General features: G+C 69.3%; 23 protein-coding genes. 18 read left to right on the top strand and 5 right to left on the bottom strand.

The window, feature by feature from the left end; genetic code table 11:
• The first annotated feature begins 39 nt into the window (after nt 1–39).
• The 13 genes from rpsE to truA all read left to right on the top strand — a co-directional run bounded on the left by rpsE (nt 40) and on the right by truA (nt 9,018).
• Nucleotides 40–645 carry a 30S ribosomal protein S5 gene (rpsE, locus tag ACIQMX_RS03945; RefSeq protein WP_018101216.1) on the top strand — a complete coding sequence of 202 codons (606 nt, stop codon included), beginning with the start codon at nt 40–42 and terminating at the stop codon, nt 643–645.
• Nucleotides 645–827: a 50S ribosomal protein L30 gene (gene rpmD / locus ACIQMX_RS03940; protein ID WP_003966943.1), complete on the top strand. Its 183-nt coding sequence runs from the start codon at nt 645–647 to the stop codon at nt 825–827. Before rpsE ends, rpmD begins: the two co-directional genes overlap by 1 nt.
• 1 nt (nt 828) lies before the next feature.
• Nucleotides 829–1,284 carry a 50S ribosomal protein L15 gene (rplO, locus tag ACIQMX_RS03935; protein ID WP_018550610.1) on the top strand — a complete coding sequence of 152 codons (456 nt, stop codon included), beginning with the start codon at nt 829–831 and terminating at the stop codon, nt 1,282–1,284.
• Between the two features lie 223 nt (nt 1,285–1,507).
• On the top strand, nt 1,508–2,827 hold the full coding sequence (secY, locus tag ACIQMX_RS03930; protein ID WP_363067026.1) for a preprotein translocase subunit SecY: 1,320 nt from the start codon (nt 1,508–1,510) through the stop codon (nt 2,825–2,827).
• Nucleotides 2,827–3,483: an adenylate kinase gene (locus tag ACIQMX_RS03925; RefSeq protein ID WP_148020237.1), complete on the top strand. Its 657-nt coding sequence runs from the start codon at nt 2,827–2,829 to the stop codon at nt 3,481–3,483. Before secY ends, ACIQMX_RS03925 begins: the two co-directional genes overlap by 1 nt.
• 123 nt (nt 3,484–3,606) lie before the next feature.
• Nucleotides 3,607–4,443, top strand: a complete 837-nt coding sequence (gene map, locus ACIQMX_RS03920; RefSeq protein WP_363067027.1) for a type I methionyl aminopeptidase — start codon at nt 3,607–3,609, stop codon at nt 4,441–4,443.
• Between the two features lie 290 nt (nt 4,444–4,733).
• Entirely contained in the window at nt 4,734–4,955 is a 222-nt protein-coding gene (gene infA, locus ACIQMX_RS03915) for a translation initiation factor IF-1 (protein ID WP_003956442.1), read from the top strand.
• Between the two features lie 60 nt (nt 4,956–5,015).
• Complete coding sequence (rpmJ, locus tag ACIQMX_RS03910; RefSeq protein WP_003956441.1) at nt 5,016–5,129, top strand: 50S ribosomal protein L36; 114 nt, start codon at nt 5,016–5,018, stop codon at nt 5,127–5,129.
• A 192-nt stretch (nt 5,130–5,321) separates the two neighbouring features.
• Nucleotides 5,322–5,702 carry a 30S ribosomal protein S13 gene (gene rpsM, locus ACIQMX_RS03905; protein ID WP_014154579.1) on the top strand — a complete coding sequence of 127 codons (381 nt, stop codon included), beginning with the start codon at nt 5,322–5,324 and terminating at the stop codon, nt 5,700–5,702.
• Between the two features lie 105 nt (nt 5,703–5,807).
• A complete protein-coding gene (gene rpsK / locus ACIQMX_RS03900) occupies nt 5,808–6,212 on the top strand; it encodes a 30S ribosomal protein S11 (protein WP_003956432.1) in 405 nt (134 codons plus the stop codon).
• A gap of 139 nt (nt 6,213–6,351) precedes the next feature.
• Nucleotides 6,352–7,374 carry a DNA-directed RNA polymerase subunit alpha gene (locus ACIQMX_RS03895; RefSeq protein WP_024755423.1) on the top strand — a complete coding sequence of 341 codons (1,023 nt, stop codon included), beginning with the start codon at nt 6,352–6,354 and terminating at the stop codon, nt 7,372–7,374.
• 194 nt (nt 7,375–7,568) lie between these two features.
• Complete coding sequence (gene rplQ / locus ACIQMX_RS03890; protein ID WP_136328425.1) at nt 7,569–8,072, top strand: 50S ribosomal protein L17; 504 nt, start codon at nt 7,569–7,571, stop codon at nt 8,070–8,072.
• A gap of 91 nt (nt 8,073–8,163) precedes the next feature.
• Nucleotides 8,164–9,018 (top strand): tRNA pseudouridine(38-40) synthase TruA, encoded by an 855-nt coding sequence (gene truA / locus ACIQMX_RS03885; protein WP_402474746.1) that lies wholly within the window; start codon nt 8,164–8,166, stop codon nt 9,016–9,018.
• Between the two features lie 7 nt (nt 9,019–9,025).
• Here truA and ACIQMX_RS03880 read toward each other — a convergent pair whose 3' ends face one another.
• Nucleotides 9,026–10,897, bottom strand: a complete 1,872-nt coding sequence (locus tag ACIQMX_RS03880; RefSeq protein WP_363067029.1) for a DUF4034 domain-containing protein — start codon at nt 10,895–10,897, stop codon at nt 9,026–9,028.
• Nucleotides 10,898–10,947: 50 nt separating this feature from the next.
• A complete protein-coding gene (locus tag ACIQMX_RS03875; RefSeq protein WP_363067030.1) occupies nt 10,948–11,805 on the bottom strand; it encodes a hypothetical protein in 858 nt (285 codons plus the stop codon).
• Between the two features lie 230 nt (nt 11,806–12,035).
• Between ACIQMX_RS03875 and ACIQMX_RS03870 the strand changes: the two genes are divergently transcribed.
• From ACIQMX_RS03870 to glmM, 4 genes are all read left to right on the top strand, one after another.
• A complete protein-coding gene (locus tag ACIQMX_RS03870) occupies nt 12,036–13,655 on the top strand; it encodes an ATP-binding cassette domain-containing protein (protein WP_363067031.1) in 1,620 nt (539 codons plus the stop codon).
• A gap of 528 nt (nt 13,656–14,183) precedes the next feature.
• A complete protein-coding gene (rplM, locus tag ACIQMX_RS03865; protein ID WP_136328420.1) occupies nt 14,184–14,627 on the top strand; it encodes a 50S ribosomal protein L13 in 444 nt (147 codons plus the stop codon).
• Nucleotides 14,628–14,672: 45 nt separating this feature from the next.
• Nucleotides 14,673–15,200: a 30S ribosomal protein S9 gene (gene rpsI / locus ACIQMX_RS03860; protein ID WP_363067032.1), complete on the top strand. Its 528-nt coding sequence runs from the start codon at nt 14,673–14,675 to the stop codon at nt 15,198–15,200.
• 175 nt (nt 15,201–15,375) lie between these two features.
• Nucleotides 15,376–16,734, top strand: coding sequence for a phosphoglucosamine mutase (gene glmM / locus ACIQMX_RS03855; RefSeq protein WP_363067033.1), 1,359 nt, complete (start codon nt 15,376–15,378; stop codon nt 16,732–16,734).
• Between the two features lie 206 nt (nt 16,735–16,940).
• Here glmM and ACIQMX_RS03850 read toward each other — a convergent pair whose 3' ends face one another.
• The 3 genes from ACIQMX_RS03850 to ACIQMX_RS03840 all read right to left on the bottom strand — a co-directional run bounded on the left by ACIQMX_RS03850 (nt 16,941) and on the right by ACIQMX_RS03840 (nt 20,479).
• Entirely contained in the window at nt 16,941–17,906 is a 966-nt protein-coding gene (locus ACIQMX_RS03850; protein WP_363067034.1) for a DUF389 domain-containing protein, read from the bottom strand.
• Between the two features lie 18 nt (nt 17,907–17,924).
• On the bottom strand, nt 17,925–18,920 hold the full coding sequence (gene coaA, locus ACIQMX_RS03845; RefSeq protein ID WP_219573703.1) for a type I pantothenate kinase: 996 nt from the start codon (nt 18,918–18,920) through the stop codon (nt 17,925–17,927).
• A 95-nt stretch (nt 18,921–19,015) separates the two neighbouring features.
• Complete coding sequence (locus ACIQMX_RS03840; protein WP_363067035.1) at nt 19,016–20,479, bottom strand: MFS transporter; 1,464 nt, start codon at nt 20,477–20,479, stop codon at nt 19,016–19,018.
• Between the two features lie 180 nt (nt 20,480–20,659).
• Here ACIQMX_RS03840 and ACIQMX_RS03835 point away from each other — a divergent pair, with 180 nt between their 5' ends.
• Nucleotides 20,660–21,307 (top strand): TetR/AcrR family transcriptional regulator, encoded by a 648-nt coding sequence (locus ACIQMX_RS03835; protein WP_402475587.1) that lies wholly within the window; start codon nt 20,660–20,662, stop codon nt 21,305–21,307.
• The last annotated feature ends 141 nt before the right edge of the window (nt 21,308–21,448 follow it).

The raw sequence follows: 21,448 nt of genomic DNA, 5'->3' as shown, positions 1-21,448 counted from the left end.
TCCTACGCACAGCGGACGTAACAGAGAGAGGTAAATCCAATGGCTGGACCCCAGCGCCGCGGAAGCGGTGCCGGTGGCGGCGAGCGGCGGGACCGGAAGGGCCGTGACGGCGGCGCTGCTGCCGCCGAGAAGACCGCGTACGTCGAGCGCGTCGTCGCGATCAACCGTGTCGCCAAGGTTGTGAAGGGTGGTCGTCGCTTCAGCTTCACCGCGCTGGTCGTGGTGGGCGATGGTGACGGCACCGTCGGTGTCGGTTACGGCAAGGCCAAGGAAGTTCCCGCGGCCATTGCCAAGGGCGTGGAAGAAGCCAAGAAGAACTTCTTCAAGGTTCCGCGTATCCAGGGCACCATCCCTCACCCGATCCAGGGCGAGAAGGCTGCGGGCGTCGTTCTGCTCAAGCCTGCTTCCCCCGGTACCGGTGTTATCGCCGGTGGCCCGGTGCGCGCCGTTCTGGAGTGCGCCGGCGTTCACGACATCCTGTCGAAGTCGCTCGGTTCTTCGAACCCGATCAACATCGTGCACGCGACCGTGGCGGCCCTCCAGGGCCTGCAGCGTCCCGAGGAGATCGCGGCTCGCCGTGGTCTGCCCCTCGAGGACGTCGCCCCCGCGGCTCTGCTTCGTGCGCGTGCGGGAGCGGGTGCGTAATGGCCCGTCTCAAGATCACGCAGACGAAGTCGTACATCGGCAGCAAGCAGAACCACCGCGACACCCTGCGTTCGCTCGGGCTCAAGCGCCTGAACGACTCGGTTGTCAAGGAGGACCGCCCCGAGTTCCGCGGAATGGTTCACACCGTCCGCCACCTCGTGACGGTTGAGGAGGTCGACTGACATGGCGGAGAACAAGCCGCTGAAGGCGCATGACCTCCGGCCTGCCCCGGGTGCCAAGACCGCCAAGACCCGTGTGGGTCGTGGTGAGGCATCCAAGGGTAAGACCGCTGGTCGTGGTACCAAGGGCACCAAGGCCCGTTACCAGGTTCCGGAGCGCTTCGAGGGTGGGCAGATGCCCCTCCACATGCGTCTCCCGAAGCTCAAGGGCTTCAAGAACCCGTTCCGCACCGAGTACCAGGTCGTGAACCTGGACAAGCTCGCGACGCTCTACCCCGAGGGTGGAGAGGTCACGGTGGCCGACCTGGTCGCCAAGGGCGCTGTGCGCAACAACCACCTCGTCAAGGTCCTCGGACAGGGCGAGATCTCCGTGGCACTGCAGGTTTCGGTTGACGCCGTCTCCGGCTCCGCCAAGGAGAAGATTGCCGCTGCGGGCGGCACCGTCACCGAGCTGGTCTGAGACAACTCGGACCATTCGGTGACCTGAACATCCAACCGGGGATGCCTCTCATATGGGGCATCCCCGGTTGGTCGTTCCTAGGGGGGCATGTACGCCGGTAAGGTGGCCTCCGTTGCTGTGGTAAGCCCTGGGCGCAAGCGCCTTGGGCCCTTTGGCTATCACTTATTCATCGAACCTCAAGACCGTCACCTCTACGCATTGCGCGGGGGTCGCAGGAGGCACCGTGCTCACCGCGTTCGCCCGGGCGTTCAAGACGCCCGACCTGCGCAAGAAGCTGTTCTTCACGCTCGGCATCATCGTGCTCTACCGGCTCGGGGCGCACATCCCTGTGCCGGGAGTGAGCTACGAGAACGTCCAGACCTGTGTTGACCAGGCCAGTAAGGGCAACAACAGCCTCTTCGGCCTGGTGAACATGTTCAGCGGTGGTGCACTGCTGCAGATCACGATCTTCGCGCTCGGCATCATGCCGTACATCACGGCCAGCATCATTCTTCAGCTGCTGACCGTGGTGATTCCCCGACTCGAGGCGCTCAAGAAGGAGGGGCAGTCCGGCCAGGCCAAGATCACGCAGTACACGCGTTATCTGACGGTCGCGCTCGCCATCCTCCAGGGCACCGGTCTGGTGGCCACCGCACGCAGCGGTGCGCTCTTCAGCGGCTGCCCGGTCGCCGACCAGATCGTCCCGAACCAGTCGATGTTCACGACGGTCGTCATGGTCATCACGATGACCGCCGGCACGGCCGCCGTCATGTGGCTCGGTGAGCTCATCACCGACCGCGGCATCGGCAACGGCATGTCGATCCTGATGTTCATCTCGATCGCCGCCAGCTTCCCCGGCGCCATCTGGGCCATCAAGACGAGCGGCAAGCTCGCGGACGGCTGGATCGAGTTCGCGACCGTCATCCTGATCGGCTTCGTGATGGTGGCGCTCGTCGTCTTCGTCGAGCAGGCCCAGCGCAGGATCCCGGTCCAGTACGCGAAGCGCATGATCGGCCGCAGGTCGTACGGTGGTACGTCCACGTACATCCCGCTGAAGGTGAACCAGGCGGGTGTGATCCCCGTCATCTTCGCTTCTTCGCTGCTCTACATCCCGGCCCTGATCGTCCAGTTCTCCAACTCCACCGCGGGCTGGGCGACCTGGATCCAGGACCACTTCGTCAAGGGCGACCACCCGTACTACATCACCGCGTACTTCCTGTTGATCGTGTTCTTCGCCTTCTTCTATGTGGCGATCTCGTTCAACCCCGAGGAAGTCGCCGACAACATGAAGAAGTATGGTGGCTTCATCCCGGGTATCCGGGCAGGTCGACCTACTGCCGAGTACCTGAGCTACGTGCTCAACAGGATCACTTGGCCGGGCTCGCTGTATCTGGGTCTGATCGCTCTTGTGCCGACGATGGCGTTGGCAGGCTTCGGTGGGGCCAACCAGAACTTCCCGTTCGGCGGGACGAGCATCCTCATCATCGTGGGTGTGGGTCTGGAAACCGTGAAGCAGATCGAGAGTCAGCTCCAGCAGCGCAATTACGAAGGGTTCCTCCGCTGATGCGAATCGTCCTCGTCGGCCCGCCGGGTGCCGGCAAGGGAACGCAGGCTGCGTACCTTGCCAAGAACCTGTCGATTCCGCACATCTCCACGGGCGACCTCTTCCGCGCCAACATCAGCCAGGGCACCGACCTTGGCAAGCAGGCCCGCGCCTACATGGACGCGGGACAGCTGGTGCCGGACGAGGTCACGATCGGGATGGCCAAGGACCGCATGTCCCAGCCGGACGCGGTCAACGGCTTCCTGCTCGACGGCTTCCCGCGCAACGTGGGTCAGGCCGAGGCCCTCGATGTGATGCTCAAGGACGAGGGCGTAAAGCTGGACGCGGTACTCGACCTCGAAGTCCCCGAGGACGAGGTCGTGAAGCGCATCGCGGGCCGCCGGGTCTGCCGCAACGAGAGCGCGCACGTGTTCCACGTGACGTACAACCCGCCGAAGACCGAGGGTGTCTGCGACACCTGTGGCGGCGAGCTGTACCAGCGCGACGACGACAGCGAAGAGACGGTCCGCACCCGGCTCGAGGTCTACCACACGCAGACCGAGCCGATCATCGACTACTACAGGGCGCAGAACCTGGTGGTCACCATCTCCGCGCTCGGCAAGGTCACCGATGTGACCGAGCGGGCCATGGAGGCTCTGAAGTCCGACAAGGGCTGAGAGCACACCCGTAGTACATGCAGTGCAGTCGGCCGCGGCGTCCTTGGGCGCCGCGGCCGACTGTTTGCCGCCGTATCGTGGATTACCCGCCCCTTCACCTCCCTCCCGGAAAGGCGCCGCAGCATGGTGCAGATCAAGACCCCCGAGCAGATCGCGAAGATGCGTGAGGCGGGGCTGGTGGTCGCTGCCATCCACGCGGCCACCCGTGAGGCGGCGGTGCCCGGCTCCACCACGCAGGACCTGGACCAGGTCGCCCGCAAGGTGATCGCCGACCACGGCGCGAAGTCGAACTTCCTCGGATACGGCGGGTTCCCCGCGACGATCTGCACCTCGGTGAACGAGGTCGTCGTCCACGGCATCCCGGACGACAAGACCGTCCTCAAGGACGGCGACATCATCTCCATCGACGCCGGCGCGATCGTCGACGGCTGGCACGGCGACGCGGCCTACACGGCCTTCGTCGGCACCGGTCACGCTCCGGAGCTCATCGAGCTGTCCCGGGTGACCGAGGAGTCGATGTGGGCCGGCATCGCCGCGATGAAGGTGAACAACCGCCTGGTCGACATCTCGAAGGCGATCGAGTCCTACATCCGCCGCCAGCCCCGTCCGGCGACGGGCAAGTACGGGATCATCGAGGACTACGGCGGGCACGGCATCGGCACCGAGATGCACATGGACCCGCACCTGCTGAACTACGTCGCCCGCAAGCGCGGCAAGGGCATCAAGCTGGTCCCGGGTCTCTGCCTGGCCATCGAGCCGATGGTGTCGCTCGGCACGGCCCGTACCGAGGTGCTGGAGGACGAGTGGACCGTCATCACCACCGACGGCACCTGGTCCTCCCACTGGGAGCACTCCATCGCCCTCACCGAGCAGGGCCCGCTGGTCCTGACCGCCCCGGACTGCGGCCGCGAGCGGCTGGCTCCGTACGGGGTGGAGGTGGCACCCGACCCGCTGGGCTGAGCTCCGTCCGGCGGGCGGAGCCCCGGCGCGGCGGGCCGAAGCCTGTGAGGCGCCCCGGCGCCGAGCTCGCGAGGTCTGCGTGGGGGAGGGGCCGGGGTGGAGGTGGCACCCGACCCGCTGGGCTGATTGACGGCCACCCGGAGGTCTAAGGATCAGCCGCGGTGGGCAAACTTGACGGATTCGTCTTTTGGAGTCCGCTGACGTAGACTGACTCGTCGGCTCTCGTGCATCCGTGTGTCCGCATACGAGTGACCGAAGTCGATCAAGGTAGCCGATTCGAAAGGCGAAGCGTGGCCAAGAAGCAAGGTGCCATCGAAATTGAGGGCACCGTGATCGAGTCCCTCCCGAACGCCATGTTCAAGGTGGAACTCCAGAACGGTCACAAGGTCCTCGCGCACATCTCCGGCAAGATGCGGATGCACTACATCCGTATCCTCCCGGACGACCGGGTCGTGGTGGAGCTCTCCCCGTACGACCTGACGCGTGGCCGGATCGTCTACCGCTACAAGTAGATCTTGCCCGCATCCCGCTTCGGCGGGGTGGTGGCACTGACCCGGAGAACCTGACATCCCATGAAGGTCAAGCCGAGCGTCAAGAAGATCTGCGACAAGTGCAAGGTGATCCGCCGTCACGGTCGGGTCATGGTCATCTGCGACAACCTGCGCCACAAGCAGCGCCAGGGCTGACGCACGACCCCCTCGCATCTCGCAGTACTTCGCGCGACGCACGTAAACGTACATACGCAGTGCCCGTCCAAGCCACGGCTGACGACACCTCCGGCGGGGGCCGGGGACCCGGACGTACCACCTCTCACCGAGAGGTCGGCGGTCGGGAGTGGCACTGCGGAAGACCCCCGAAATAACAACTGGAGCCATTGAATGGCACGCGTTTCAGGTGTTGACATCCCGCGCGAAAAGCGCGTGGAGGTTGCCCTCACCTACGTCTTCGGTATCGGGCGCACCCGGTCCAAGGAGATCCTCGCCGCCGCAGGCGTGAACCCGAACACCCGCGTTCGTGACCTGGCCGAAGAGGACCTGGTCAAGATCCGCGAGTACGTGGACGCCAACCTCCGCACCGAGGGTGACCTTCGCCGCGAGATCCAGGGCGACATCCGCCGCAAGATCGAGATCGGCTGCTACCAGGGCATCCGCCACCGTCGCGGTCTGCCGGTCCACGGCCAGCGCACCAGCACGAACGCCCGTACCCGCAAGGGTCCGCGTCGCGCGATCGCCGGTAAGAAGAAGCCGGGCAAGAAGTAGTCCTCAGCGGACGCACTGCGAGCGTCCGGATCCCCGGACATCCGCAGCATCCAGCGGTCTTCGCTGTAGGACCGATCACCTCCCCTCTCCATCTGGAGTCAAGACATGCCCCCCAAGGGTCGTCAGGGCGCAGCCAAGAAGGTGCGTCGCAAGGAAAAGAAGAACGTCGCTCACGGCCACGCGCACATCAAGAGCACGTTCAACAACACCATCGTCTCGATCACGGACCCCTCGGGCAACGTGATCTCCTGGGCCTCCGCCGGCCACGTCGGCTTCAAGGGCTCGCGCAAGTCCACCCCCTTCGCCGCGCAGATGGCCGCCGAGTCGGCCGCCCGCCGCGCGCAGGAGCACGGCATGCGCAAGGTTGACGTCTTCGTCAAGGGTCCGGGCTCCGGCCGCGAGACCGCGATCCGCTCCCTGCAGGCCACGGGCCTGGAGGTCGGTTCGATCCAGGACGTCACCCCGACGCCGCACAACGGCTGCCGTCCGCCGAAGCGTCGCCGCGTCTGATCCGCCACGGCCGGTGACGGCCGTGTCCGGTCAATAGCGTGGATTCGGGCGGTATGCCTCTTCGGAGGCATGCCGCCCGTATCCTTGTTTCATCTGTCGGGTGTCAAATAGTGGGCGCCCACGACTGAAGGATTCACACATGCTTATCGCTCAGCGTCCGTCGCTGACCGAAGAGGTCGTTGACGAGTTCCGCTCGCGGTTCGTCATCGAGCCGCTGGAGCCGGGCTTCGGTTACACGCTCGGCAACTCCCTGCGCCGCACGCTCCTCTCCTCGATCCCGGGTGCCGCTGTCACCAGCATCCGTATCGACGGTGTCCTGCACGAGTTCACCACCGTGCCGGGCGTCAAGGAGGACGTGACCGACCTCATCCTCAACATCAAGCAGCTGGTCGTCTCCTCGGAGCACGACGAGCCGGTCGTGATGTACCTGCGCAAGCAGGGTCCCGGCCTGGTCACCGCTGCCGACATCGCCCCGCCGGCCGGTGTCGAGGTCCACAACCCGGACCTCGTCCTGGCCACGCTGAACGGCAAGGGCAAGCTGGAGATGGAGCTGACCGTCGAGCGCGGTCGCGGCTACGTCTCCGCCGTCCAGAACAAGCAGGCGGGCCAGGAGATCGGCCGGATCCCGGTCGACTCCATCTACTCGCCGGTGCTCAAGGTCACGTACAAGGTCGAGGCGACCCGTGTCGAGCAGCGCACCGACTTCGACAAGCTGATCGTCGACGTCGAGACCAAGCAGGCCATGCGTCCCCGTGACGCCATGGCGTCGGCCGGCAAGACCCTGGTCGAGCTGTTCGGTCTGGCGCGCGAGCTCAACATCGACGCCGAGGGCATCGACATGGGCCCCTCGCCCACGGACGCCGCTCTCGCCGCCGATCTGGCGCTGCCGATCGAGGAGCTGGAGCTCACGGTCCGCTCGTACAACTGCCTCAAGCGCGAGGGCATCCACTCGGTGGGCGAGCTCGTGGCCCGCTCCGAGGCGGACCTGCTCGACATCCGCAACTTCGGTGCGAAGTCGATCGACGAGGTCAAGGCGAAGCTGGCCGGTATGGGCCTGGCGCTGAAGGACTCGCCTCCCGGCTTCGACCCGACCGCCGCCGCCGACGCGTTCGGCGCGGACGACGACGCGGACGCCGGTTTCGTGGAGACCGAGCAGTACTGAGTCGCCTCCGGACGGGGTGCCTGTCCTTGACGGGCACCCCGGACCGGGCGAGGGCTTCGCCCTCAATCGCCGGACGGGCTTGATCGCGGCTCGTACGCGAGGGCCCCGTCCTACCGAACTTCCGCGTGGCGACCGCCGCGCGGGAACTGACACCGGTACCTGATACGGCCGGTGCAGCACACAAGGAGAAAACCATGCCTCAGCCCGCCAAGGGTGCCCGTCTGGGCGGCAGCGCTGCGCACGAGAAGCTTCTTCTCAACAACCTCGCGAAGTCGCTGTTCGAGCACGGCCGCATCACCACGACCGAGGCCAAGGCCCGCCGCCTGCGTCCGGTCGCCGAGCGTTTCATCACCAAGGCGAAGAAGGGCGACATCCACAACCGTCGCCTGGTGCTGCAGTCGATCACGGACAAGGGCATCGTGCACACGCTCTTCACCGAGATCGCGCCGCGGTACGAGAACCGCCCCGGTGGTTACACCCGCATCACCAAGATCGGTAACCGTCGTGGCGACAACGCCCCGATGGCCGTCATCGAGCTGGTCGAGGCCCTGACCGTGGCGCAGGCCGCCACCGGTGAGGCCGAGGCCGCCACGAAGCGCGCGGTCAAGGAAGACGCCCTCAAGAAGGACGAGACCCCGGTCGAGTCCGTCGAGGACGCCAAGCCGGCCGAGGCCGACGAGGAGTCCAAGGACGCCTGAGCGTTCTGAGACCTCTGGGACGGGCCCGCATCACCCTTCGGGGCGGTGCGGGCCCGTTTCGCTGTGTACGGATCTTGAGAGGATCGCTGGTGTGAGTGACGTGGTGGAGCCCGGCTTCGTACGGGTGCGGCTGGACCTGGCCTATGACGGCAAGGACTTCTCGGGCTGGGCGAAGCAGACCGGCCGGCGGACCGTTCAGGGGGAGATCGAGGATGCGCTGCGGACCGTGACCCGCTCCTCGCGCACCTACGACCTGACCGTGGCCGGGCGTACCGATGCCGGGGTGCACTCCCGGGGCCAGGTCGCACATGTGGACCTGCCGGACGAGGTGTGGGCCGAGCACGCTCCGAAGCTGCTGCGGCGGATGGCCGGGCGGATGGCGCCCGATGTGCGGATCCGGCGGATCGAGGAGGCGCCGGCCGGGTTCAACGCCCGCTTCTCGGCCCTGTGGCGCCGGTACGCGTACCGGATCTCGGACGGGCCCGGCGGCGTCGATCCGCTGGTACGGGGTCATGTGCTGTGGCACGACCGGGAGTTGGACCTCGTTGCGATGAACGCGGCGGCGGCGCGCATGACGGGGGAGCACGACTTCGCCGCGTACTGCAAGAAGCGCGAGGGCGCGACGACCATCCGGACGCTGCAGAAGCTGAGTTGGGTACGTGACGAGGCGTCCGGGATCATCACCGGGACCGTGCAGGCCGACGCCTTCTGCCACAACATGGTGCGGGCACTGGTCGGGTCGATGCTGTTCGTGGGGGACGGCCGCCGCCCGTCTCCGTGGCCGGCCGAGGTCCTCGCCGCACGGGTGCGCGATCCCGGGGTGCACGTGGTGCGGCCGCACGGGCTGACGCTGGAGGAAGTCGCCTATCCCGCCGACGAGTTGCTCGCGGCCAGGGCGGTGGAGGCGCGCAACGTGCGGACGCTGCCGGGGGCCGGCTGCTGCTGACGGCCGGTCAGGATGCCCGGCGTGCGCGCTTGCGCAGCGCGGAGGTGAGGGAGCCCGCCAGGTACAGCGCCGCGCCGCTCAGCAGCGAGGCGCGGAACCAGCCGACCCGCGGGCTCCACCAGGCGAGGACCGCGGCCGTGCCCACGACCGCCAGCGCGGCGGTACGCGTCAGCCACCAGCGGGCCGTCCGCGGGCTGCCGTCGTCCGGCGCGGACGGGTGGCTGCCCGTGCTCGTCGTCATCGTGTCGCGCATCCCCGCCAGGATCGAGCGGCGGACCTGCACCCGGGCCCCCGGGATCCCGCCGAGGATCTCGGTGTCGCCGCCGAAGCCGGGCGGGACGGGCGGCAGACCGAGGGCGGTCACCAGGTCGGCCTGGTGGCGGACCGGGTCGCCGGTGGCGCGCAGGATGTGGGCCAGCGGGCGCGGGTCCGCCACCCGGTACAGACGGGCGAGGTCCGCGGCGGTGTCCTGCACGTCGGCGTGGTCGGGGGCGGGGGACTCGGCGTCCCAGGTGTGCGTGGCGGTCCGCCTGCCCTGGTGGAGGGCCGTGACGGTGCAGCGCTCGGGGGTGCGGTGCAGGATCAGGGCGGGCCAGGTCTCACCCGTCGTGAAGGTCTCCGCCGCCGCGGTCAGCGGCTCCTCCGGGAGCAGCGCCGCCCGTCGTCCGCGCGCGGCCTCGGGGACCAGTTCGACATAGCTGTAGCCCTCGCCCGCCGGGGCCGTACGCAGTGAGAAGCCGCAGATCAGGGCCGCCTGGGCGACGGCGGCCGGGGGCGCGGGGACGATCGCGACCGCGCGCGGGGTGAGGGCCGCCCAGTCGGGGGCGACGGCGGGCGGCTCGGGCGGGCGGCCGAAGAACGGGATCTCCGCGGCCAGGTCCAGCCGGACGTCGGACCGGGCTTCGAGGAACTCGGCCCGGGGGTCGCCGAGCCGGTTCCACGGGTACTCGGTGGCGTGGACGCCGATGGCCCGGAACACGTCGAGGGCCTCGGCCGACCGGCCCGACATGATCAGCAGCAGGGCCAGTTCGTTGCGGAATCCGGCGGCCTCGCGGTCGCCCGCCCCGTCGTAGGTGTCGGAGAGGGCCAGGGCGCGGGTGAGGGCCGCGTCGACCTTGGGGCCGTACGGGTCGGGGCCCTCGGGCTCGTCCGCCTCGGACAGCCGGTACTCCAGCGCGGCCTGGAGCGGCAGGGAGTGCAGCCGGGAGCCGGGCGGGGCGGAGGCGGCCACCCGCTCCGCGTACCGGAACATCTCCTCGTGCGAGCCGTACCACTTGGCGCACAGGTACTGGAGCGCCTGCGCGTGGCAGCCGAAGTGGTGCGGGTCGCGGGCCTCGGCCTCGGCGAGATACGCGTCGAAGACCTCGCGCGGGGCCTGCATGCCGCGGGCGTGGGTGAGCGCGATGCGCCAGGGGACCGGGTCCGCGGGGTTGAGCTCGGCCGCGGCGCCGATCACCGGCACGGCGTCCTCCAGCAGCGCGAAGAAGGCCTGGAACTGGTCCTGTTCGACGTCCTTGGCACGGGCGCCCGTCCGTACCTGCCACGCCTGGTGGAGGTGGAAGTCGGCGACGACGAGGAGGGCGTCGGGGTCCTCGGGGGACTCCGCCAGCCAGGCGTCCAGCCAGCCGTCGTGGTGCAGCGCGGTCCGGGCCAGCCGGCTCACGTACGCGTCCCTGCGCTCCCACTGCGCGTGCGCCCGGGTCGAGGCGAGGAGCTCCTTGGCCGGGGCGTGGTCGCCGGCCGTCGCCGCGGTGAGGGCGGCGCGCAGCGGGGCGTCCGGCGGGTCCAGGACCACCGCCTCGTCGGGCGCCAGGTCGGCACCGATGGCGTCGCGGTGGCGCAGGATGCGCAGGAAGGAGACCAGGAAGACGAGACGCACAGCAGCGGTTCTCCGCATCCGGGAGGGTGACTGAACCGAAGGACGGGCGGTCAGGCGGTGGGGACGGCGGTGGCGGCGGCCGAGGCCTGGACCTCGCCGCGGTGGCGGATCTGGCGGAAGGTGAAGTTCGTCAGGTCGTCGCCGACGGCGAACACGTTCCTGTCGCTCTTGGTGACGTTCTTGCCGCTGGTGAAGCCGCCCACCGTGAAGTAGGCGTACCGGCCGTAGGAGTTGGCGGTGCGCCGGCAGACCGCGCCGCCGCGGCAGAACGTCGGCACCCCCGCCCCGCTCAGCGACGCCAGGCCCCCGCTGGCCTGCTGGGCGGCCTTCCTGGCCTGGGCCTCGGTCTCGAAGACCGCGAGGCCGACGGTCACGGCCACGCCGCTGCGGCTGTACGTGGCCCGGACGACCTGGTCGCAGCCGTTGTTGGTGAGGATCGAGCCGAGCGCGCCCTGGGTGGTCGTGGCGCACTTCGTGGTGCGGTGCGTCGCGCCCTTGGCGTAGACGCGGTCACCCATCGTCAGCTTCTTGCCGGGGAAGAAGGCGTCCACGGTGACGGGCGCCCGGTCCTTGCGCACGTCGGATATGTAGTCCTTCGGATCCGGCGGGGGCGCCGGGGCCACCGACGAGAACGACGGCTCCGGCACCGCCGACTGGCTCGGCAGATCGGTCGCCGACGGCAGCTCGCTCGCGTTCTTGCCGGACGAGCCGCCGGAGTCGTTCTTGTTGGTCGAGATGACCGCCGTCGCCACGATCGCGGCGACGGCGGCGGTGGCCAGCGCGCCCCCGCCGATCATCAGCCACCTCTTGCGCCTGGCGCGTGCCGCCGATGCCTCGGCCAGTGCCGCCCAGTCCGGAGTCCCAGTGCCCCCGGGCCCCCAGGAGGGCCCCCCTTGCCCAAAGCTCATGGGCCGAATCCTAGGCCCTTTCGTTCGAATCATGCCGGGCTCCCGGGGCCCGGCGCGCACACCTGCGGCGTTGTCGTCCATCACCGATGCTCCGCAGCGACTCGCCTCCTCCGCCTTGCAGCCGCACGCACCGGGCCCGGCTCCCTGATCCGTCCTGATTCGAACGCAAGGGCCCGGGCCCCGGGTAATCCGGTTGGGCCAGGGCTTCGCCGACCGTGACAATGCTTGGCATGGGACATCTTGAAGCAGGCCATCTCGAGTACTACCTACCGGACGGGCGGGTACTGCTCGGCGATGCCTCGTTCCGCGTCGCGGACGGTGCCGTCGTCGCCCTCGTCGGGGCCAACGGCGCCGGGAAGACCACGCTGCTGCGGCTGCTCGCCGGGGAGATCCAGCCGCACGGCGGCTCGGTCTCGGTGAGCGGCGGGCTCGGCGTGATGCAGCAGTTCGTCGGCTCGGTGCGCGACGAGCGCACGGTGCGGGACCTGCTGGTGTCCGTCGCCCAGCCCCGGATCCGCGAGGCCGCGCAGGCGGTCGACCGGGCCGAGGAGCTGATCCTCACCACCGACGACGAGGCCGCGCAGATGACGTACGCGCAGGCACTGAGCGACTGGGCGGAGGCGCGCGGGTACGAGTCCGAGACGGTCTGGGACATGTGCACCATGGCCGCGCTCGGCGTCCCGTACGAGAAGGCGCAGTGGCGCGAGGTGCGCACCCTGTCCGGCGGTGAGCAGAAGCGGCTGGTGCTGGAGGCGCTGCTGCGCGGGCCCGACGAGGTGCTGCTGCTCGACGAGCCGGACAACTATCTGGACGTCCCCGGCAAGCGCTGGCTGGAGGAGAAGCTGAAGGAGACCCGTAAGACGGTCCTCTTCGTCTCCCACGACCGGGAGCTGCTCTCCCGCGCTGCCGAGAAGATCGTCAGCGTGGAGCCCAGCCCGGCCGGCAGCGACGTCTGGGTGCACGGCGGCGGCTTCGCCACGTACCACCAGGCCCGCAAGGAGCGCTTCGCGCGCTTCGAGGAACTGCTGCGCCGCTGGGAGGAGGAGCACGCCCGGCTGAAGGCGCTCGTCCTGCGGATGCGGCAGCAGGCGGCGAACAGCCCCGACATGGCGAACCGCTACCACGCGATGCAGACCCGCTTCAAGAAGTTCGAGGAGGCCGGCCCGCCGCCGGAGCCGCCGCGCGAGCAGGACATCAGGATGCGGCTGCGCGGCGGCCGGACCGGGGTGCGGGCGGTGACCTGCACGAACCTGGAGCTGACCGGCCTGATGAAGCCGTTCGACCTGGAGATCTACTACGGCGAGCGCGTCGCCGTCCTGGGCTCCAACGGGTCGGGCAAGTCGCACTTCCTGCGCCTGCTGGCGGGCGAGCCGGTGGCGCACACGGGGGAGTGGAAGCTCGGGGCGAGGGTGGTGCCCGGCCACTTCGCGCAGACCCACGCCCATCCCGAGCTGCTCGGCAAGACGCTCGTCGAGATCCTGTGGACGGAGCAGGCGAAGGACCGGGGCGGCGCCATGTCCGTACTGCGGCGCTACGAGCTGGAGCGGCAGGGGGACCAGCCGTTCGAGAAGCTGTCCGGCGGTCAGCAGGCCCGCTTCCAGATCCTGCTTCTGGAGCTGGCCGGCACGACGGCCCTGCTGCTGGACGAGCCGACCGACAACCTGGACCTGGAGTCGGCGGAGGCCCTTCAGGACGGCCTGGAGGTGTACGACGGCACCGTGATGGCCGTTACGCACGACCGGTGGTTCGCGAAGTCCTTCGACCGGTACTTGGTGTTCGGTTCGGACGGGTTCGTACGGGAGACGGCGGAGCCGGTGTGGGACGAGCGGCGGGTGGAGCGGGCGCGGTGACCTTGGGCCGGTCCGAGGTGCGGGGCCCTTGGGCGGGCGGCGGGGTTCCTCGGTCCTGCCCCCGGTCCGGGGTGCGGGGTTCCGTCCTCAAGCGCCGGACGGGCTTGATGTGGTGCGGGTCGCTCCGCGGGGCTGGGGGTGCGCCCATGCCTGTGGTGGGGGTCCGGGGAGTCCCCGCAGGGGCTGGCGTACGACCCGGGGCAATCACGTACCCGGGCGCAATTCAAGCCCGTCCGGCGATTGAGGACGGAACCCGCACTCCCGGACCGGGGCAAGGTCCGGACCCCCGTCGCCGCCCGCCCAAGGGCCCCGTTTTGACCCGTCCGGGGCCGGGCGGGTACTGTCGTGGTTTGTTATACGTATTGGCTTCGTCGTTCTCACGCGAAGGGCCTTACGTAGGTTCCCTGGAGCAGTTACCAGTGGTTCGCATACGGGCAGCGTCTCCGGCATTGTGAGCCCCAGCTGCATGATCGCTTCAGAGGTGCCGTGTGTCTGGACCCCATCCACTGAAGAAGCGAAGGCTACGAAGTGCGTACGTACAGCCCCAAGCCCGGCGATGTCACTCGCCAGTGGCACATCATTGACGCCGAGGACATCGTCCTCGGCCGTCTGGCCACCACGGCTGCGAACCTCCTCCGAGGCAAGCACAAGGCGATCTACGCCCCCCACATGGACATGGGCGACTTCGTCATCATCATCAACGCCGACAAGGTTCACCTGTCCGGCAACAAGAAGACCCAGAAGATGGCGTACCGCCACTCCGGTTTCCCGGGTGGTCTCCGCTCGGTTCGTTACGACGAGCTGCTCGCGAAGAACCCCGAGAAGGCCGTAGAGAAGGCCATCAAGGGCATGATCCCCAAGAACACCCTGGGCCGCCAGATGATCTCGAAGCTGAAGGTCTACGCGGGCGACCAGCACCCGCACGCTGCGCAGCAGCCGGTCCCGTTCGAGATCACCCAGGTCGCGCAGTAGTTCCGGCCTCCCCCCAAAGACGTAAAGAAAGATCTGAGGAGCATCGTGGCCGAGACCACTGTTGAGACCCCCATCGAGGGCACCGAGGGCGAGGAGACCTTCGCCGAGGTGACCACCTTCGAGTCCGAGGTCCCCGTCGAGGGTGAGTACACCTCCGAGTCGCTCGCGGGCCGCTTCGGCGACCCGCAGCCCGCGGCCGGCCTTGGCCGTCGCAAGAACGCCATCGCCCGCGTCCGGATCATCCCGGGCACCGGCAAGTGGAAGATCAACGGTCGCACCCTTGAGGACTACTTCCCCAACAAGGTGCACCAGCAGGAAGTCAACGAGCCCTTCAAGGTTCTCGAGCTCGACGGTCGCTACGACGTCGTGGCCCGCATCTCGGGTGGCGGTGTCTCCGGTCAGGCCGGTGCCCTGCGCCTCGGTGTGGCCCGCTCGCTGAACGAGGCGGACGTGGACAACAACCGCGCCACGCTGAAGAAGGCCGGCTTCCTCTCCCGCGACGACCGTGCGGTCGAGCGCAAGAAGGCCGGTCTCAAGAAGGCCCGTAAGGCCCCGCAGTACAGCAAGCGCTAAACCGCCTGCTCAACCGCGTTACACGTTCGCCCCGGCGGCACTCTTCGTGCTGCCGGGGCGTTCGTTTATTGACAGCCTCGGGCATATAACGGCATAAGGCGTTCATAGGCTTGATGTGCTGGTTGCTTACTTAGTCTGATTTTTTTGCGTTTCGGAGCACCTTCGGAGGACACCAGTGGGACGACTCTTCGGCACGGACGGCGTGCGCGGTGTCGCCAATGCGGACCTGACGGCCGAGCTCGCGCTCGGTCTCTCGGTCGCGGCGGCACACGTACTGGCCGAGGCAGGCACCTTCGAGGGCCATCGGCCGACGGCGGTGGTCGGCCGCGACCCACGTGCCTCCGGGGAGTTCCTGGAGGCCGCCGTGGTGGCCGGGCTGGCCAGCGCGGGCGTCGACGTCCTGCGCGTCGGCGTGCTGCCGACCCCGGCCGTGGCCTATCTCACCGGCGCTCTGGGCGCGGACATCGGCGTGATGCTCTCGGCCAGCCACAACGCCATGCCGGACAACGGTGTCAAGTTCTTCGCCCGCGGCGGCCACAAGCTCGCCGACGAGCTGGAGGACCGCATCGAGACGGTCTACGAGCAGCACCGCACCGGTGAGCCGTGGGCCCGTCCCACCGGCGCCGGAGTCGGCCGCGTCAGCGACTACGCGGAGGGCTTCGACCGGTACGTCGCCCACCTCATCGGGGTGCTCCCCAACCGCCTCGACGGCCTGAAGGTCGTCCTGGACGAGGCGCACGGCGCCGCCGCCCGCGTCTCGCCCGAGGCGTTCGCACGGGCCGGTGCCGAGGTCGTCACGATCGGCGCCGAGCCGGACGGGCTGAACATCAACGACGGCTGCGGCTCCACGCACCTGTCGCTGCTGCGCGCCGCCGTCGTCGAGCACGGGGCCGACCTCGGCATCGCGCACGACGGTGACGCCGACCGCTGCCTGGCGGTGGACGGCGCGGGCGAGGAGATCGACGGCGACCAGATCCTGGCCGTACTGGCCCTCGCCATGCGCGAGGCCGGTCAGCTGCGCAAGGACACCGTGGTCGGCACCGTGATGTCCAACCTCGGCTTCAAGATCGCCATGGAGCGCGAGGGCATCCAGCTCGTCCAGACCGCCGTCGGCGACCGCTACGTCCTGGAGTCGATGAAGGCCGAGGGCTACGCCCTGGGCGGCGAGCAGTCCGGCCACGTCATCGTCCTGGACCACGCCACGACCGGCGACGGCACGCTGACCGGCCTGATGCTGGCGGCCCGCGTCGCCGCCACCGGCCGTTCGCTCGCCGAGCTCGCCGGAGTGATGGAGCGCCTGCCGCAGGTCCTCGTCAACGTCCCGGACGTCGACAAGTCCCGCGTGTCCACCTCCCCGGAGCTGGCCACGGCCGTCTCCGAGGCCGAACGCGAGCTGGGCGCCACCGGCCGCGTGCTGCTGCGCCAGTCGGGTACGGAACCGCTGGTACGGGTCATGGTCGAGGCGGCCGACATCGAGCAGGCGCGCGCGGTGGCCGGACGGCTGGCCGACGTGGTGAAGTCCGCGCTGGGCTGAGCCGCCCGTGACTCCCGGAAGGACCCGGCCGTGAGGCCGGGTCCTTCCCGCGCTCCGCGGCAGCCGGCCGCACCCCAGCGCGTCGAGGACGCGGGCCGGGCCGGCCGCGAGGGCGGACCGGCTCGTCCGCGTCGTCCATCTCGGCGATGTGCCACGGTGCCGGAGGGCGCGGCGCTGCCGGGCCCTCGCCCGCGGGCCGTCCTGTCCTACGCGTCGGCCGCCGCAGGCGGCTTCGGGTGGGCCGCATACCAGCGCAGGGCCGCCATCCACAGGGCCTTCTGCGCCAGCAGCGTCAGGGTTCCCGCCAGGACGATCCCGCCGAGGTTCGCCAGCAGCTGCTGGATGGAGCCCGTCATCTGGTCGAAGTCGTTGTAGCTGAACGCCACCGCCGCGTTGGCGGCGGCAGGCACCGTCGTCACCGAGATCGCGACGCCGATGAGGGCGCCGGACTTCGCCGAGGTGAGCGAGAGCGTCCCGGCGACGCCCGCGAGGAGGGCCACCACGAAGGACATCCAGTCCGGCTGCCAGACGAACGCCGTGTTCGGCCGGGGTGCCTCGATCATCGACTCGTTGAACAGGCCGAGGGCGTCCAGCAGCCAGGCGAAGCCGGCCGTCAGCACCATGGCCGCGGCGAAACCGCCGACCAGGGCCCACAGCGACCGCCACACCAGGCGCGGGGCGCGCTGCACCAGCGCCGTGGAGATCCCGGCGAGCGGCCCGAACTCCGGGCCCACCGCCATCGCGCCCACGATCAGGATCGCGTTGTCGAGCATCACACCGCAGGCGGCGAGCATCGTGGCGACGGCGAGGAACGCCACGTAGGTGATGCTGAACGTCGACTCCTCGTGGGTGACGTCCGTCAGCTCCTCCCACAGCACCGCGTCCGCGCCCTCGCCCGGCGCCTCCTCCTCGGCCCGGTCGGCGCGGGCGGAGAGCGTCAGGTCCATCTTCTCGACGGTGATCGCCCCGTACTCGGCGACCCCGAGCTCCCGCAGGGCCCCGATCAGCTCGTCGCCCGCCTCGCGCGCCACGTCGCACAGCACCACGTCACCGACCGGGTCGCGCGCGACCCCCGGCAGCACCGCGAGGTGGGCGGTCCCGACGGTCGCCTCCAGCAGGTCCGTCACCTCGCCCGTCCGGTCGGCCGGGACGATCAGACGCAGATGCAGCACGGTGCACCCTTTCCGGAGTCAGAGCTTGCGCAGGGACAGGCGCTGGACCTTGTGGTCGGGGCCCTTGCGCAGCACCAGCGTGGCACGGCCGCGGGTCGGCGCCACGTTCTCCACCAGATTGGGCTTGTTGATGGTCCGCCACATCGTCGCCGCGTACTCCATCGCCTCGGCCTCGGAGACCTGCGTGTACTTGCGGAAGTACGAGGACGGGTCCTGGAACGCCGTGGCGCGCAGCTTGCGGAAGCGGTTGAGGTACCAGGTCTCGATGTCCTCGGGCCGCGCGTCCACATACACGCTGAAGTCGAAGTAGTCCGCGAGCCCGACCCTGGTCCGGCCGTCCTTGCCCGGCAGGGCGGGCTGCAGCACGTTCAGTCCCTCGACGATGAGGATGTCCGGGCGCCGTACGGTGAGCCGCTCGCCCGGCACGATGTCGTAGATCAGGTGCGAGTAGACGGGGGCAGTCACCTCGTCCTTGCCCGCCTTGATGTCGGCGACGAAACGGGTCAGGGCGCGCCGGTCGTACGACTCCGGGAAGCCCTTGCGCGACATCAGGCCGCGGGCGTGCAGCTCCTTCATCGGCAGCAGGAACCCGTCCGTGGTCACCAGCTCCACCCGCGGGTGCTCCGGCCAGCGGGCCAGCAGCGCCTGGAGGATACGGGCGCTGGTGGACTTGCCCACCGCGACGCTGCCCGCGACCCCTATGACGAACGGCGTCCCGCGCTGTTCCCCGTGCCCGTTGCCCGCGTCCCCGAGGAAGGTGTTCAGCGCGCCGCGCAGGCCGGAGGTGGCCTGGACGTACAGGTTCAGGAGACGGGAGAGCGGCAGGTAGACGTCCCGTACCTCGTCGAGGTCGATGACGTCTCCGAGCCCGCGCAGCCGCTCCACCTCGTCGGCGGTCAGCGGCAGCGGCGTCTTGTCGCGCAGCGCGCTCCACTCCGCCCGGGAGAGGTCGACGTACGGCGTCGCGGCGGGCTCGGCGCGTCGGTTCGTGCTCCGTGTCGGCGAGGTGATCACAGGTTCATTGTTGCGGGAGTTCGACGGGAGTTCGAACGGGGCGAGGGGTGGGCTCGGTCACGTGGCGGACCGGGCCCACCGGGTGCCCGTACGTCCTAGGCGTGCTCCTCGGTGGCGTGGGAGTCGGTGAGGGTGAGCGCGCCGCCCGCCGTGACCAGGCCGACGACGACCGCCAGCACGGCGTAGGTGATCCGCTCGCCGTGGAAGAACGACGCCACCAGGCTGTCGCTCCAGGTGCCCGCGGGCAGCTGTGTGGTGACCAGCGCGGCGATCAGCGTGCCGACCACGGCGGTGCCGACGCTGCTTCCGACCTCCTGGGCGGTGTCGTTGAGCGCGGTGCCCATCGAGGTGCGGTTGCCGGGCATCGCGTCGACGAGCGCGATGGCGCAGATCGTCATGACGGTGCGCAGGCCGACGGTCATCAGGACCATGCAGGCCGCGATGACGCCGTACCCGTGGTCGACGCCCCAGGCCAGGCCGGCCAGCGCGCCGGCCAGACAGACCGCGCCGACCAGGCAGGCGATGCGGTGGCCGAACCTCTTCGCCAGCCACTCGGAGAGCGGGGTCGCGAGGATCATGGTCACGATGAGCGGCAGGTTCGCCAGGCCGGCCCGTACGGGGCTCCACCCGTAGGCGTACTGGAAGTGGAGGATCAGCCCGAACATCACGGCGGCCATCGCGATGGCGGTGCCGATCTGCGCGATGGCGGCGCCGCGGACGGTGCCGTTGGAGAAGATACGCAGGTCCAGCATGGGCGAGGCGCTGCGGCGCTCGTGCCACACGAACGCGATGCCTGCGGCGAGGGCGCCGAGAACCGAGGCGAGCGTGGCCGTGGAGATCCAGCCGTGCTCGACGCCACTGGTCAGCGCGTAGCAGGCGAGGCCGATGGTGGTGACGCTCAGAGCGGCACCCGGCAGATCGAGCTTGTCGCGGGTCAGGTCCTGCGGCCGGTCGGCCGGGACGCCGAGCCGGACGCCGATGGCCGCGATCAGGGCGATCGGGGCGTTGACGATCAGGAGCCACTGCCACCGGACATGGGCCAGGGCGGTGCCGCCGAGGAGCGGACCGAGGACGAAGCCGGACATGCCGACGACGATCATCAGCGTCATCGCGCGCATCCGCAGCGCCTTGTCGTCGAACAGCCGGAAGACCAGCGAGTTGGTGATGGGGGCCATCGCCGCCGCGGCTATGCCGAGGCCGGCCCGCAAGGTGATGAGCTCCCCCGAGGTGCTGACCGCGACGACGGCCAGACTCAGCAGGCCGAACACCGCCAGACCGGCCAGCAGCACACGGCGGCGCCCGAGCCGGTCCGCCATCGATCCTGCCGTCAGCAGCAGACCGCCGAACGTCAGTGAGTAGGCGCCGGTGACCCACTGCAGCGAGGTCGTGCCGCTGTCGAGGTCCCGGCCGATCGTGGGCAGCGCGATCGAGAGCAGGGTGTTGTCCACCATCTCGACGAAGAAGGCCAGGCAGAGCGCGGCCAGGGGAATCCATGCGGCGCGCAGGGACGGATAGGTACGCGATGCGGCGGGCTCGGTGGAAGACGTGGTCGTGGTCATGGCGGGCCTCCTCTCGGGACGGTTGCCGAACATAGAACAACGTTCGACAATGGAACGTGGTTCGACCATAGAACACGGTTCGATAATGAAGCAAGCTGTGATTGGATGAATGGCATGACAGGCCCGCGCCCACGACCCGCCGACCGCCCTTCCCGGGGGCGTCAACGTGCCTCGCACTCGATCGAGGCCGTCCTCACCGCGGCCGTGGCGCTGCTCGACGAGGCGGGCGAGCAGGCGCTGACGCTTCGCGCCCTCGCGGCCCGGCTCGGCACCGGCGTCGGCTCCATCTACTGGTACGTCTCGGGCAAGGACGAGCTGCTCGACCGCGCCATCGACCATGTGCTCGGCGGGGTGCTGACCGCTGTCCGGGGCCAGGTCAGGAGCGACGACGCGATCGATGACCTGCGCGTGATGGCCGTCATGCTGTTCGACGCGATCGTGGACCGGCCGTGGCTGGGTACGCAGTTCATGCGCAACATCGCGGACCGGGGCAACTCGTTGCGGCTCTACGAGGCGCTGGGGGAGCAGACGCTCCGGCTCGACCTCACGCCGAAGCAGCGGTTCCACGCCGTGTCGGCCGTCGTGGGCGTCGTGGTCGGCAGCGCCGCCGACCTGGGGCAGGAGCCGCCCGAGGAGGTACTCGACGGCGCGGTGGACCGGGACGAGTTCCTCGGCCGCTACGCCACGATGTGGCGTGGGCTCGACGCCGAGGAGTATCCGTTCATGCACGAGATCGTCGACGAGTTCGACGGCCACGACGACAAGGAGCAGTTCCTCGCCGCGCTGGAGCTGACCCTGGCGGGCCTCCGGCTTCAGGCCGGGGCCTGAACCCGCCCCGTACCGCGGGCAGTCGAATGATCACCCGGCCTGCGGCGCGCGTCCGGGCCGTTGGTACGCTGCCGCCCCGCCGACCGGCCGTCGACGTCCGGGCCGGCGGAGTCACCTTTCCTTACGCAGCAATGAGGCGCG

This window comes from Streptomyces sp. NPDC091416, assembly GCF_044756845.1.
Classification (GTDB): domain Bacteria; phylum Actinomycetota; class Actinomycetes; order Streptomycetales; family Streptomycetaceae; genus Streptomyces.
This window is presented reverse-complemented; position numbering and strand designations above follow the sequence as displayed.